The 13,577-nt window shown below is 73.6% G+C and carries 10 protein-coding genes; 6 read left to right on the top strand and 4 right to left on the bottom strand.

Going from position 1 to position 13,577, the window contains the following annotated elements; all coding sequences use genetic code 11:
• Positions 1-150 precede the first annotated feature (150 nt).
• Positions 151-519 carry an iron-sulfur cluster insertion protein ErpA gene (gene erpA, locus GA0070617_RS20965; RefSeq protein WP_091441361.1) on the bottom strand — a complete coding sequence of 123 codons (369 nt, stop codon included), beginning with the start codon at positions 517-519 and terminating at the stop codon, positions 151-153.
• Positions 520-681: 162 nt separating this feature from the next.
• Positions 682-1,845: a glycerate kinase family protein gene (locus tag GA0070617_RS20970; RefSeq protein ID WP_175440801.1), complete on the bottom strand. Its 1,164-nt coding sequence runs from the start codon at positions 1,843-1,845 to the stop codon at positions 682-684.
• 44 nt (positions 1,846-1,889) lie between these two features.
• Here GA0070617_RS20970 and nadA point away from each other — a divergent pair, with 44 nt between their 5' ends.
• From nadA to GA0070617_RS20995, 5 genes are all read left to right on the top strand, one after another.
• Entirely contained in the window at positions 1,890-3,086 is a 1,197-nt protein-coding gene (nadA, locus tag GA0070617_RS20975) for a quinolinate synthase NadA (protein WP_091446868.1), read from the top strand.
• Between the two features lie 228 nt (positions 3,087-3,314).
• Positions 3,315-4,670 carry a UDP-N-acetylglucosamine 1-carboxyvinyltransferase gene (gene murA, locus GA0070617_RS20980; protein WP_091441367.1) on the top strand — a complete coding sequence of 452 codons (1,356 nt, stop codon included), beginning with the start codon at positions 3,315-3,317 and terminating at the stop codon, positions 4,668-4,670.
• An 89-nt stretch (positions 4,671-4,759) separates the two neighbouring features.
• Positions 4,760-5,359 carry a DUF3043 domain-containing protein gene (locus tag GA0070617_RS20985; RefSeq protein WP_091441371.1) on the top strand — a complete coding sequence of 200 codons (600 nt, stop codon included), beginning with the start codon at positions 4,760-4,762 and terminating at the stop codon, positions 5,357-5,359.
• Positions 5,360-9,042: 3,683 nt separating this feature from the next.
• Positions 9,043-10,998 carry a WG repeat-containing protein gene (locus tag GA0070617_RS20990; RefSeq protein WP_091446871.1) on the top strand — a complete coding sequence of 652 codons (1,956 nt, stop codon included), beginning with the start codon at positions 9,043-9,045 and terminating at the stop codon, positions 10,996-10,998.
• A gap of 59 nt (positions 10,999-11,057) precedes the next feature.
• Entirely contained in the window at positions 11,058-12,056 is a 999-nt protein-coding gene (locus GA0070617_RS20995; protein WP_091441374.1) for an aldo/keto reductase family protein, read from the top strand.
• Positions 12,057-12,145: 89 nt separating this feature from the next.
• Here GA0070617_RS20995 and GA0070617_RS21000 read toward each other — a convergent pair whose 3' ends face one another.
• Together GA0070617_RS21000 and GA0070617_RS21005 are read right to left on the bottom strand one after the other, a co-directional pair.
• Positions 12,146-12,943, bottom strand: coding sequence for a site-2 protease family protein (locus GA0070617_RS21000; RefSeq protein ID WP_091446876.1), 798 nt, complete (start codon positions 12,941-12,943; stop codon positions 12,146-12,148).
• Positions 12,943-13,143: a hypothetical protein gene (locus tag GA0070617_RS21005; RefSeq protein WP_091441377.1), complete on the bottom strand. Its 201-nt coding sequence runs from the start codon at positions 13,141-13,143 to the stop codon at positions 12,943-12,945. The genes GA0070617_RS21000 and GA0070617_RS21005 overlap by 1 nt, the downstream gene beginning before the upstream one ends.
• A 215-nt stretch (positions 13,144-13,358) precedes the next feature.
• On the opposite strand from GA0070617_RS21005, the gene GA0070617_RS21010 reads away from it, so the two are divergent.
• Positions 13,359-13,553 (top strand): hypothetical protein, encoded by a 195-nt coding sequence (locus GA0070617_RS21010; RefSeq protein WP_091441381.1) that lies wholly within the window; start codon positions 13,359-13,361, stop codon positions 13,551-13,553.
• Positions 13,554-13,577 lie beyond the last annotated feature (24 nt).

The following is a 13,577-nucleotide window of genomic DNA, read 5'->3' on the forward strand; positions in this document are numbered from 1 at the left end:
ACACCCGACCGGGACGACGGACGACGGGCCACGGACGACGGGCCACGGGCCACGGGCCACGGGCCACGGGCCACGGGCCACGGGCGGAAACGCCAGAGCGCGACACCCCGTACGGGTGTCGCGCTCTGGTAATGCCGGTGTCGAGTCGGCTCAGCTGAACGAGTCGCCGCAGGCGCAGGAGCTGCCGGCGTTCGGGTTGTCGATGGTGAAGCCCTGAGCGTCGATCCGGTCGGCGAAGTCGATGGTCGCCCCGGTCAGGTAGGGGGCGCTCATCCGGTCGACGACGACCTCGACACCGTCGAAGTCGCTGACGACGTCACCGTCGAGGGAACGCTCGTCGAAGAAGAGTTGGTACCGCAGGCCGGAGCAGCCGCCGGGCTGCACCGCCACCCGCAGCCGCAGGTCGTCGCGGCCCTCCTGCTCGATCAGGGCCTTGACCTTCTCCGCCGCGACGTCGGTGAGGACGACGGAAGCGGAGGCCTTGGCCTCGGTCGACTCGGTCTGCGCTGGCGTGGTCACGTGGAATTCTCCCTGCACGCGTCGGTGTGGTCTTCTGGGCCAACGTCACCCGCCGGCCCGGTGATTCCCACTGCGGTCCGTCTCCGATTGTAGGCCGCTGTCGGCCGCCGGCACCGGCACGGCCCGATCCCGCCCACCCGGGGCTCCGGCCGGTGACCGGGATCACCGGCTCCACTGCCGGGCCAGCCGGGCGCCCAGCTCCCGTAGCCCGTCGGCAGGGCGGCTCATGGCCGTCTCCAGGCCACCGCGTTCCTCCCCGCCGAAGTGTTCCACCAGGCTGTACGCGTCGGTCACCCCGGCCGAGGCGGCCTCCCGGCGGCCGGTGCTCACCCGTCCGGCGACCACCACGCATGGCACGCCCCGGTCCCGGGCCGCGCCGGCCACCCCGGCGACGACCTTGCCGCGCAGCGACTGGTGATCGAAGGAGCCCTCCCCGGTGATCACCAGGTCGCACTCGTCAAGCGCGGCGTCCAGCCCGATCGCGTGGGTGACCAGGCCGATGCCGGACTCGCAGTGACCGCCGAGGGCGAGCACGGCCGCGCCCAGCCCGCCGGCCGCACCACCGCCGGGCAGCGTACCGAGCTGCGGCGGACACCCCGGAAGATCCCTGACCAGTACGTCGGCGAAGCGCTCCAGAGCGGCGTCGAGCAGCAGTACGTCCTCGCGGGTGGCGCCCTTCTGCGGGCCGTACACGTTGCTGGCGCCGTGCAGCCCGAGCAGCGGGTTGTCCACGTCGGTGGCGGCCACCAGCCGGACGCCGCGCAGTCGGGGCGTACCGTCCAGCGCGGCCACGGCGGCCAGCGCCGCTCCCCCGTAGGGCAGGGCCTGACCGGCCTGGTCCAGGGCGGTGGTGCCGAGCGCGGCGAGCATCCCGGCACCGGCGTCGTTGGTGCCGGAGCCGCCCAGGCCGATCACCACCGTCCGGGCACCGCTCTCCACGGCGGCGGTGACCAGCAGCCCCAGCCCGTACGAGGTGGTCGCCTTCGGGTCGCGCTCGGCGGCCGAGAGCAGGTGCAGGCCGCAGGCCTGGGCGCTTTCCAGGTACGCGGTCGAGCCGTCGGCGGTGAGCAGGATCTCACCGGCGGCCGGGCGGCCCAGCGGGTCGACGGTCGACACCGGCAGCCGGCGGCCGCCGAGCGCCCCGGCGAGCACCGCGACGAACCCCGGACCACCGTCGGCCAGCGGCCGGATGACGAGGTCGTCACCGCTGGCCACCTCCTGCCAACCCGTGGCGACGGCGGCGGCCACCTCCTGAGCCGGCAGGGTGCCGGCGAACTTGTCCGGACAGAGCAGCACTCGCATGCCCAGCAGTGTGGCAGGCCACATCGGCAGAAGTTCCACCCTGGCCATGCTGTGGGACCATGGGTGGTGTGACTTCGACCTGGGTGGAACCCTCCAACACCGCGACTGCCCTGTTGCTGCTCGGCCGGGGCAGCGATCCTGCCACCGAGCGTGGCGTCGAGTGTCCGGGTGACCTGCCGGCGCCCAGCGACCCGGACCTGGTGGCCCGGGCGGCGGCGGCGAAGGCGGCGCTGGGCAGCAAGGTCTTCGTGCTCGGGCACCACTACCAGCGCGACGAGGTGATCCAGTTCGCCGACGTGACCGGCGACTCGTTCAAGCTCGCCCGGGAGGCGGCGGCCCGGCCGGACGCGGAGTACATCGTCTTCTGCGGTGTGCACTTCATGGCCGAGAGCGCCGACATCCTCACCACCGACGCGCAGCGGGTGATCCTGCCGGACCTGGCCGCCGGCTGCTCGATGGCCGACATGGCGGTGCTGTCGCAGGTCGAGAAGGCCTGGGACGTGCTGACCGACCTGGGCGTGGCGGCCGAGACCGTCCCGGTGACGTACATGAACTCCTCGGCGGACATCAAGGGTTTCGTCGGGCGCAACGGCGGGGTGGTCTGCACCTCCTCGAACGCCAGGACCGCCCTGGACTGGGCGTACCAGCAGGGGCAGAAGGTGTTCTTCCTGCCCGACCAGCACCTGGGCCGCAACACCGCCGTGCTGGAGATGGGCTACTCGCTTGACGACTGCGTGCTCTACGACCCGCACAAGCCCGGTGGTGGGCTGACCGCCGAGCAGCTGCGCGACGCGAAGATGATCCTCTGGCGGGGGCACTGCTCGGTGCACGGCCGGTTCACGCTGGACAGCGTCGAGGACGTCCGGGCCCGGGTGCCCGGGGTGAACGTGCTGGTGCACCCGGAGTGCCGGCACGAGGTGGTCACCGCCGCCGACCAGGTGGGCTCGACGGAGTACATCATCAAGGCCATCGAGGCGGCCCCGGCCGGCTCGGCCTGGGCGGTCGGCACCGAGCTGAACCTGGTCCGCCGGTTGGCGCTGGCCCACCCGGACAAGCAGATCATGTTCCTGGACAAGGCCGTCTGCTACTGCTCGACGATGAACCGCATCGACCTGCCGCACCTGGTCTGGGCCCTGGAGGAGCTGGTCGCCGGTCGGGTGGTCAACCAGATCACGGTGGACGCCGACACCGCCCACCACGCCCGGGTGGCGCTGGACCAGATGCTCGCCCTGCCCGGCGCAAGCACCCCGCCACCCACAGCCTGATCACTCACGGTGACGACATTGGTACGGTGACGTACCGGTTGCACCGATTCATGCCGGCGCATACGGTGTGACCGACTCGCTTCTGGTCACCGAGGGCTATGCTGCCGGAGCGACGACACGAGCGGCCCTATCGACGCGGCCGCACCCCGGGTAGCGATGACCATCGTTGGTGACCATCGTGGGCCCGCCCCATCCACACATGGCAGCACCGACGCGCTGGAGGTTGCGTTGACCGACGACGTCCTGGTCGTACACGGAGGTAGTCCGCTCGAAGGGCGGATCCGCGTGCGCGGCGCGAAGAACCTGGTCTCCAAGGCGATGGTCGCGGCCCTGCTGGGTGACTCCCCCAGCCGGCTGTTCGACGTGCCGCGGATCCGTGACGTCGAGGTGGTCCGCGGGCTGCTCGGCCTGCACGGGGTGAAGGTGACCGACGGCGCGGAGACCGGTGAGCTGGTCTTCGACCCGGCCAACGTGGAGAGCGCCAGCACCGACCAGATCAACGTGCACGCCGGCTCCAGCCGGATCCCGATCCTGTTCTGCGGCCCGCTGCTGCACCGGCTCGGCCACGCCTTCATCCCCGACCTGGGTGGCTGCCACATCGGTCCGCGCCCGATCGACTTCCACCTCCAGGCGCTGCGGGAGTTCGGCGCCACGGTCGACAAGACCCCGGAGGGGCTGCACCTGTCCGCCCCCAACGGGCTGCACGGCACCAAGTTCGCCCTGCCGTACCCGAGCGTCGGCGCCACCGAGCAGGTGCTGCTGACCGCGGTGATGGCCGAGGGCGTCACCGAGCTGCGCAACGCGGCGGTCGAGCCGGAGATCATCGACCTGATCTGCATCCTGCAGAAGATGGGCGCGATCATCAAGGTGCACACCGACCGGGTGATCGAGATCCAGGGCGTGCCGAAGCTGCACGGGTACACCCACCGGCCGATCCCGGACCGGATCGAGGCGGCGAGCTGGGCGGCGGCGGCCCTGGCCACCCGCGGCCACGTCGAGGTCCTCGGCGCGCAGCAGGCCGACATGATGACCTTCCTGAACGTCTTCCGCTCCGTCGGCGGCGAGTACGAGGTGACCGACGCCCGGCCGCCGAAGCTGGGCGACCCGGGCCAGGAGGGCGGCATCCGGTTCTGGCACCCGGGCGGCGAGCTGAAGTCGGTGGCCCTGGAGACCGACGTACACCCGGGATTCATGACCGACTGGCAGCAGCCCCTGGTGGTCGCGCTGACCCAGGCCCGGGGTCTGTCGATCGTCCACGAGACGGTCTACGAGCAGCGGCTGGGCTACACCGAGGCGCTGAACACCATGGGCGCGAACATCCAGGTCTACCGGGACTGCCTGGGTGGCACCCCGTGCCGCTTCGGCAGGCGCAACTTCAAGCACTCCGCGGTGATCGCCGGCCCGAGCAAGCTGCACGCCGCCGACCTGGTCATCCCGGACCTGCGCGCCGGGTTCAGCCACCTGATCGCCGCGCTCGCCGCCGAGGGCACCTCCCGGGTGTACGGCGTCGACCTGATCAACCGGGGCTACGAGGACTTCGAGGCGAAGCTGGCCGACCTGGGCGCCCACACCGAGCGTCCGTGACCCGACCCGGGTAGCCCCGCGCGGCCCCCGTCCACGCCCGGTGCACCCGCGATGTGCACCGGGCGCCGACGTTTGGCTACCCTTTCGGCGTGCCGTCGCTGTTTCGCCGCAAGTCCACCGACCTCGTCGACGAGTCCGTCACCACGGTGACGACCGACGAGGAGTCCGCTGCCGCCCTCCGCCGGAGCCACACCCCGGGCAAGGGGCGCGAGACGCCGAAGCGGCCGGGTGCGGCCCGCCGGCCGGCCGGCTCCTCGAAGCCGCTGAGCAAGGAGGAGGCGAAGGAGCGTCGCCGGCAACTGCGCGCCGAGGCCGCGGCGGAGTTCCGCCGCGAGGGCGGCCCCCGCGACCGTGGTCCGGAGCGGCTGCTGGCCCGTAACGTGGTCGACTCCCGCCGTACCGTCGGCACCTGGTTCTTCGGTGGCGCGCTGATCGTGCTGATCGGCTCGAACGCGGCGATGCCGCCGGTCGTCCGACTGGTCTCCAACCTGCTCTGGGGGGCGCTCGCCCTCGGCGTGGTGATCGACTCGATCCTGATCTCCCGCAAGATCAAGAAGCTGGTCCGGGAGCGGTTCCCCCGGACCGACCAGCGGATGGGGTCCCTCTACCTGTACGCGATCATGCGCTCGATCACCTTCCGCCGGATGCGCGCCCCGGAACCCCGCGTCACCATCGGCACCCCCGTCTGAAGGTGTAAGGAAGGGCCCCCTCTTAACGCTTTCTGTAGAGAAGGGGCCCCTTCTAACACCCCGGGAGCGCGAGCCGGCGACGGTGGCCGGGTCAGGCCAGGCCGGTGACGTCAGCCGTGATCGGCGAGGAGCGCTCGGGCCCGGTTGATCATCGCCTCCTCGGTGGCGGCCCGGGATCCGGCATCCGCCTGCCACTGCTCGAACAGAAGCCGGAACACCGTCGTGGCGTCACCCGGTGCGTACCGCGCCCAGAGGCCGTACCAGGCCAGGGCCCTCGCGCCTACGGCAGGGTGGACCCCCCGTTACCGACGAGCGGGCCTTGGGCACGGGACGAGCAGCGCGTGGCAGCGGAGAACCCAAGATCAGGTCTGCTCGCCGGCCGTACCGCCGAGGCCACCCCGCCCGTTGAGAAATCCGGAACACCCGATCCGACCATGACGCCAAATGTCCGAAACCGTGGGATAAAGTTTGGGTTAGGGGCGGCACCACAGTGGCGGTGACCGAGCCCACGCCGTTACCCTCCATCCGCAGCCACCCCGCGCCGGACGAGCAACTCCACCGGCAGTTGGGGCCGCCCAGCGTGACAATTTCCGACGAGGTGACATCGCCGTGAGCGAGCGACGCGAGCCGGGCACCGGGACGCGTCGCGCACCTGGCAAGGCCCGCCGATGAGTAGCGGCGGCTACGACCGCTGGCGTGATCCGGCCGAGCCGTCCTGGGTCTTCGCGCCCACCAACGAGTGGCAGCCGCAGTTCCCCGGACAGCGCTACCCCGGTGACATCGGGCTACGGCAGGCGCCCGAGCCCACCGGCCGGGCCACCGTGACCGGCCGGGCCGAGGTGCCACCGCTGGCACCGACCCGCCCCGACGGGTCGTACCGGGTGGGGTACGTCTGGAACGACGAGGACCTCGACGAGCAGTCGCCGCCCGGCGGCCACAGCGGGTCGGGCCAGCACGACCGGTACCGCTTCGACGAGTCGTACCGTCGACCACACGCGGAACCGACCTGGGACCGTGACCGGTCGTCGTCACCGCGGCACGGCGGAGCTGACCACCGGGCGGCCCCGCGCGAGCCCGGTCGGCGGCCGGCCGCGGGCGACCCGGCGCAGCGGACGCCCTCCGGGGATGCCGGCCGGTGGGCCGCCCGGACCGAGGCAGACCGGTGGGCCACCACCGGTGAACCGGACCGCCGGGCCGGTCGGGACGAGGCCGCCCGGCGCATTCCGCCCACCGAGCCCGACCGACGGACCCCGCCCACCGAGCCCGACCGGCGCGTTCCCTCCGGAGAGCCCGACCGGCGCACCTTGCCCGCCGAGTCCGACCGGCGCACCCCGCCCGGAGAGTCGGACCGGCGGGCCGTCCGGGGAGAGTCCGGTCGGCGGGCCACCTGGAGCGACCTGGAACCCCGCGCCACCTGGAGCGACTCCGACGGCCGGTCCGCCCCCGGCGAGCCGGACCGGCGGACCGCCCGAGGCGGACCGGACCGGCGGGTAGCACCGGACGAGCCACCCCGTCGGATACCGCCGAGAGAGCAACCGCGGCAGGTACCGCCGGACGGGCCACCGCGGCGGGTAGCGCCGGGAGAGCCACCGCGCGGCGAGTCGGACCGGCGGGTCACCTGGAGCGATTCGGAGCAGCTTCCCGCGGCCGGCGGCCCGGACCGGTGGTCGCGGGGTGAGCCGGACCGGTGGTCCGGTGCCGACGACCGGCCCGGTCGGCGACCGGCGGCCGAGTGGACGTCAGCCGGGGACACCACCTGGTCCCGGCCCGACCGCGACCGTTCCGACCACCGCTTCGACCGGCCGGAGCACCGTAGCCGCCCCGTCTCGCCCGCGTCCCGGGCCGAGCCGGGTTGGATGCCGGAGCCGGCGGAGCAGCCCGCGCCCCGCCACGCCGGACGCACTGACCGGCCGAGCCCCGGGTACGGCCGCCCCGCGCCCGCTGACGGCCGCCCCGCGACCGGCGACGACCAACCCTCGTCCGGCAACGGCCAAGCCTCGTCCGGCTACGACCGGCGGCCGGTGGAGGAGTCCGGGCGCCCGCAGCTGCGGTGGAGCCCGCACCCGACGGAGCCCCCGGCGGCACGGCAGCCGATCGATCCGGCCGAGCCCTGGCGGGCGGGTGACCGGTGGAACGACACCGTCCCACCAGCCGGGCCGGCCTCGGCCGAGTCGGCACCGCCCGGACCGGTCCCGGCCGGACCCGTACCGGTCGGGCCGACACCGGTTGGGGCGGCACCGGTCGGGCCAGCATCGGTCGAGTCGGCACCGGTCGAGCCGGCATCGGATCCGTTGGATTCCGACCCGCACCAGCTGTACCGGCGGCCACCAGGCGCGCAACCACGCCGGGAACCGCAGCAGCGCCGGGATGTCGAGCCCCGCCGAGGCCCACAGCCGGTCGGGAACTCACAGCCGGTCGGGAACCCACAGCCGGTCGGGAACCCACAGCCAGTCAGGGACCCGTTCCCGGTTGGAGACGCACAGTCGGTCGGGGACCCACAGTCCAGCCGAGGTACGCAGCCGGTCAGGGACCAGCGGCCAACCGGGGACCAGCGGCCGTCTGGGGACCTGCCGCCGACCGGGGACCAGGAGCGCCGGTCGGCCGCACGACCGGACGGCGGGCTGCCCTGGCCCGATCAGGGTCCGCTCCGGCCGGAGCAACAGCGAGGGCACGGCCGACCGGAGCAGCAACGTTCCGGGGAGCCGGTGGTGCCCGCCCCGATCCGTCCCGGCTCGACCCGACCGGCCCCGATCCACCCGGCCCCGATCCACTCCGGGCCGGTCCACGCCGGGCCGATCCCGCCGCCGCCACGGCCCGCGCCCCGGCCGGGTGTCGGGCCGGTCCGCCCACCGGGGCGGGAGGCACCGCCCCGTACACCGGTCGGCCCGCACGAGCCAGCCCGCCCGCCCGTACCGGTGCCGCCACCAATGGCGGATCGTCCGGCCGTACCGCTGGAACCGCCGGTGGCGAGCCGCCCGGCCGCGCCAAGCGACGTCCGGGAGCAGGGACTACCGGCGCCCGTGGTACGGCGGGAACCGGCCGGGCCGGAGACCGCGACGCCGTCGCCGGCACCCGTCTCACCGGCTATCCCCTTCTCACCGGCTGCCCCCTTCTCACCGGCTGCTCCCGTCGCACCGGGCTCGCCGGCTGCACCGATCTCACCGGCGGCGCCCGTCTCACCGGCGGCGTGGGGACGTCCGGAGCTCCGGCCCCAACCGGTGGCTCCTGCCCCGTTCCCGATGCGGCCCGCCGCCCCACCGCAGTCCGCCCCACCGGTCTCCACACCACGGGAGCCCATGCGACCGACCTCCGGACCGCCGGAGGTCACGCGACCGGTCTCCGCACCACCGGTGCCCACGCGACCGGTCTCCGCACCACCGGTCTCCGCACCACCGGTGCCCACGCGACCGGTCTCCGCACCACCGGTCTCCGCACCACCGGTGCCCACGCGACCGGTCTCCGCACCACCGGTCTCCGCACCACCGGTGCCCACGCGATTGGAGCCCGTACGGCCGGTGTCCGCGCCACCGCGGTACGCGCGACCGGTCTCCGCGCCACCGGTGTCCGGGTTGCCGGTCCCGGGTGGGCCGGTATCCGCGTCGGTGGAGTCGGCCGCGGCGGCGCTCGGGACCACCGAGGCCACACCGGCTGTCCCGGCCACCGACGGTGGTCAGCCCGCCCCGATGGCCGAGAATGTCGGCGATGCGGGGCGCACCACCGTCGCCGCCGGCAGCGGGACGTTCGGGTCCGCGCCGTCGGACGGCACCGCCGGCGATCCACCCGCGACCACTCCCGCCGACGTGTCGGCAGCCCTGGCACTCGACGCCGTACCCGGACCGGAGGTCGAGCCCGCGCCGACCGTCCGGCCGGCGGACGGGCCGGCCGGTACGCCGAGCGCGGAAGCCTGGTTCCGGTCGAATCGTCAGGGCCGCCGGGACGAGGACCCACCGGGGCAGGTCTCCGGACCACCGGCCGTGGCGGACGCCCCCTCGGCGGCGCGATGGACCGAGCTGGCCCCGACAGCCGGGATGTCCCGAGCGCACGCCGCCGCCGAAGAAGCCGCCGGCGACCGGGAGGCAGTCGACAGCGGGGAGACAGCCGGCCACCGGGAAGCAGTCGACAGCGGGGCGACCACCGCCGCGGGTGTCGCGCCAACCGCCGACGACCCGGTGTCCGCGCCGGCCGCCGATCGGCCAGGGTCCGGGGCCGAAGGGGTGGACGACCGGCCACGGGGCGACGCGCAACCGTCCGGGGAACGGCCGACGGCCGAGCCGGCCGGCGAGCGTGGCGGACAGGCAGCCGGCCTGCTCGACGAGGACCACGCGGCCGATGCGCCGGTCGATCCCGAGCAGGCGTTGGCGGGTCTGCGCTGGCGGCTCGACCCACGGACGCTGCGCGAGGTGGTGACGGACCCGGACGAGCTGCGTACGATCCGGCGGCGCCTCACCGAGAAGCTCGACACCGCCGTCGACAACCGGACCCGGACGCGGCTGCTCAGCCTGCGCGCGGTCGCCTCCCGGCTGCTCGGCGAGCTGGACGACGCGCTCGACGACGGGCGGCTCGCCCTGACCTACGCCGAGGCGACCGGGGAGCTGCGCCGGACCGCGCTGGTTCAGGCGCGGTTGGCGCAGGTGCTGCGCTGGCGTCGGGAGTTCGGCGAGGCCGACCGGCTCTTCGCCGAGGCCGCCTCCCCCGAGTTGCCGGCCCGGCTGCGGGCGGCGATGCACGAGCACGCCGGGCGCTCCTGTTACGACCAGGGCCGCCTGATGGAGGCCTGCCACCACTTCGAGCAGGCCCTGGACCTGCGTGGGGACGGCGACGCCGAACTGAGCGGCCGGATCGGGGTGGCACTCGACGCGGTACGCGACCGGGCGGCCGAGGGCGGCTTCGGGCCGTACCCACGGGATCGGCACGAGATCCTGGAACGGCCGCGACCGCCGGTGCCGGCTCCGGACGCCGACCACGAGCGCTGGGGGTACGTCGACCCGGACGGCGAGTTCGTCATCGCGCCCGACTACGCCATGGCGCAGCCGTACCACGAGGAGGTGGCCTGGGTCCGGCGGCCGGGCTCGGCCGGTTGGACGCTGCTGGACCGGGGCGGCGTCCCCGTCCTGGAGACGTCCTGGCAGGCGGTCCGGCCGTTCGCCGGGGGCCGGGCCTGGGTGTCGCCGGACGGCTCCGGCTCCTGGCTGGGCATCGACCCGTCCGGCGAGGTGGTCGTGCCGCACGGCTTCGACCAGGTGTACCCGTTCCGGGCCGGACTGGCGGTGGTCCGCCGGGGGCCGGGTTGGGGTGCGGTGGACGCCACCGGTCAGTTCGTGGTGCCCACCCGGTACGACGGCTTCAGCACCCAGTGCAGCGACGGCCGTCAGGTCGACGGCTTCACCGACGAGGGCCTGGCCGTGGTCGTACGCGGTGGGCTGCGTGGTGTGGTGGACCGGGCCGGGCGGCTGGTGGTCGCCCCGGCCCACCCGGTGCTGCTCATCCACCCGGTCGCGTTCCTGGTAGGCGACGGGGTGAGCCGGTGGGGCGCGCTGGACCGGCGCGGCGCCCGGTTGATCGATCCGGTGCACCGGGACCGGGGCGCGGTGTCGGCCGAGATCGAACGGCTGCTCACCGACACCTCCCCGGTCCTCTGACCCGCGCCCGCCACCGGCACGGGATGAAGGCCCGCACCGACCGGGCTAGGGTCGGTGACATGGAATTCCGACACCTTGGCCGCTCGGGCCTGATGGTCAGCGAGATCTCGTACGGCAACTGGATCACCCACGGTTCCCAGGTCGAGGAGGAGGCCGCCGTTTCCTGCGTCCGGGCCGCCCTGGACAGTGGCGTCACCACCTTCGACACCGCCGACGTGTACGCCGGCACCCGCGCCGAGGAGGTACTCGGCCGCGCGTTGGCCAACGAGCGTCGCGAGGGGCTGGAGATCTTCACCAAGGTCTTCTTCCCCACCGGACCGGGGCGCAACGACCGGGGCCTGTCCCGCAAGCACATCATGGAGTCGATCGACGGCTCGCTGCGCCGGCTGGGCACCGACTACGTCGACCTGTACCAGGCCCACCGGTACGACTACCACACGCCGCTCGAGGAGACGATGACGGCGTTCGCCGACGTCGTACGGGCCGGCAAGGCGCACTACATCGGCGTCTCGGAGTGGAAGGCGTCGCAGCTCCGCGAGGCCCACGAGCTGGCCCGGGAGCTGCGCATCCCGTTGGTCTCCAACCAGCCGCAGTACTCGATGCTCTGGCGGGTCATCGAGGCCGAGGTCGTGCCCACCAGCACGGAGCTGGGCATCGGGCAGATCGTCTTCTCGCCGATGGCGCAGGGCGTACTCACCGGCAAGTACCTGCCGGGCCAGCCGCCGCCGGCCGGCTCCCGGGCCACCGACGAGAAGTCCGGCGCGGGCTTCATCGCCAGGTTGCTCACCGACGACGTGCTGACCCGGGTGCAGCGGCTCAAGCCCCTGGCCGAGCAGGCCGGACTGAGCCTGGGGCAGCTCGCCATCGCCTGGGTGCTGCAGAACCCGAACGTCTCCTCGGCCATCATCGGCGCGTCCCGCCCCGAGCAGGTACGGGACAACGTCAAGGCCGCCGGGGTGAAGCTCGACGCCGAGCTGATCAAGGCGATCGACGAGATCACCGACCCGGTCACCGAGCGGGACCCGGCCCGTACCGAGAGCCCGGCCGAGCGTCCCTGACCGTCGCCTCCCGAGCGTTCCCGGCCCGGTCAGCCACGCACCGGGCCGGGAACGCCACGGCGTGGGCCCGGCCGGCCCGGAACAGCCGGTCAGCTCTGCCAGAACCGGATCAGGTCGAGGCCGGTGGCGTAGAGCCAGGGCGGCAGGCCGAGCAGGTCGGCCAGGGCGAACACCGCGTCGAAGAACCATCCGCCGATGCGCGGGTTCCACAGTAGGGCGAAGAGCAGGATGAACCCGAAGGGGGCGAAGAGGTCGTACATCCGCCGCCACTGCGGGTTCAGCCATGGCTGGAGCATGTTGCCGCCGTCCAGGCCGGGCACCGGGAGCAGGTTCAGCACGCTGGCGGTCAACTGGAGGAACGCCAGCAGCGCCCACCCGGCCCAGAACTCGATCGACCCGCCGGTGCCGGTGCCGATCCGCAGCACCACCACCAGGACCAGGGTGAACAGCACGTTGGTGGCCGGGCCGGCGAGGCTGACCAGGGTGTGCCGCAGCCGTCCGGGGATCGCATGCCGGTCCACCCAGACCGCGCCGCCGGGCAGGCCGATGCCGCCGAGCAGCACCACCGCCACCGGCAGCACCACCGACAGCAGCGGATGGGTGTACTTGAACGGGTTCAGGGTGAGGTAGCCACGGTGGGCGACGCTGCGGTCCCCGGCCCGGAAGGCGACCACCGCGTGCGCGTACTCGTGCAGGCAGAGCGAGACCAACCAGCCGGAGACCACGAAACCGAAGACGGCCAGCCGGACGTTGCCGACCTGGTGCCAGGCCAGCACCGCGCAGGCCACGAAGATCGCGACCAGGGCCAGGAAGATCGGGCTGGGGCGCCGGGCCGCCCGGGGTACGCCGAGCACCAACGCCTCGTCGCCCGGACGGTCGTACGCCATCACTCCGCCGTCGGCTGCAGACTCATCCGGTACTCGACCCGGTCGTCCTCGGTCAGCGTGACCGAGGTGACGCCGGACGCCGCGAGCTCCCGCCAGGTCTGACCGACCCAGGACTCGGCGTCGGCCTGACTGCTGAACGTCTCCGTCGGTCCGTCCACCGACGCACCGTCCGTGCCCTCGTACCGCCAGCTCCACGCCATGCCGCGTCTCCCCTCGCCGCTGAAAGTCCCGCCGGGACGAACCCCCGCCAGCGTAGTCGCCCGGCAACCGATCGGCCCGACGGTGGCCGCCCCGGGCCCCGGAGAGGCCGGGCCGACGGCCCTGCCGTCCAGGGTGTTCCTCGGTCGTTCTGGCGGGTAGGTGACCAGTGGGACCGCAGCGAGACGTGGGCCCCGACCGGACGAGGGAGGACGAGATGGCGCAGCCACTACCGGAGATGGACACCGAGCAGTTGCGGAAGATCGCGGTACGCGGCGGGATCCAGGGCACCGAGGCGATGGACCGGGAGGAACTGGTCGATGCGCTGGAGGCCCGACCGGGCGAGGGCGCCTGGCAGCAGGACCCGAAGCCGGCCGATGTCAACCCCAACGACTACCGGTACGGACACTGACCACCGGGTGTCGACCGGCCCCGG

The sequence above is a fragment of the Micromonospora yangpuensis genome, assembly GCF_900091615.1.
Lineage (GTDB): Bacteria > Actinomycetota > Actinomycetes > Mycobacteriales > Micromonosporaceae > Micromonospora > Micromonospora yangpuensis.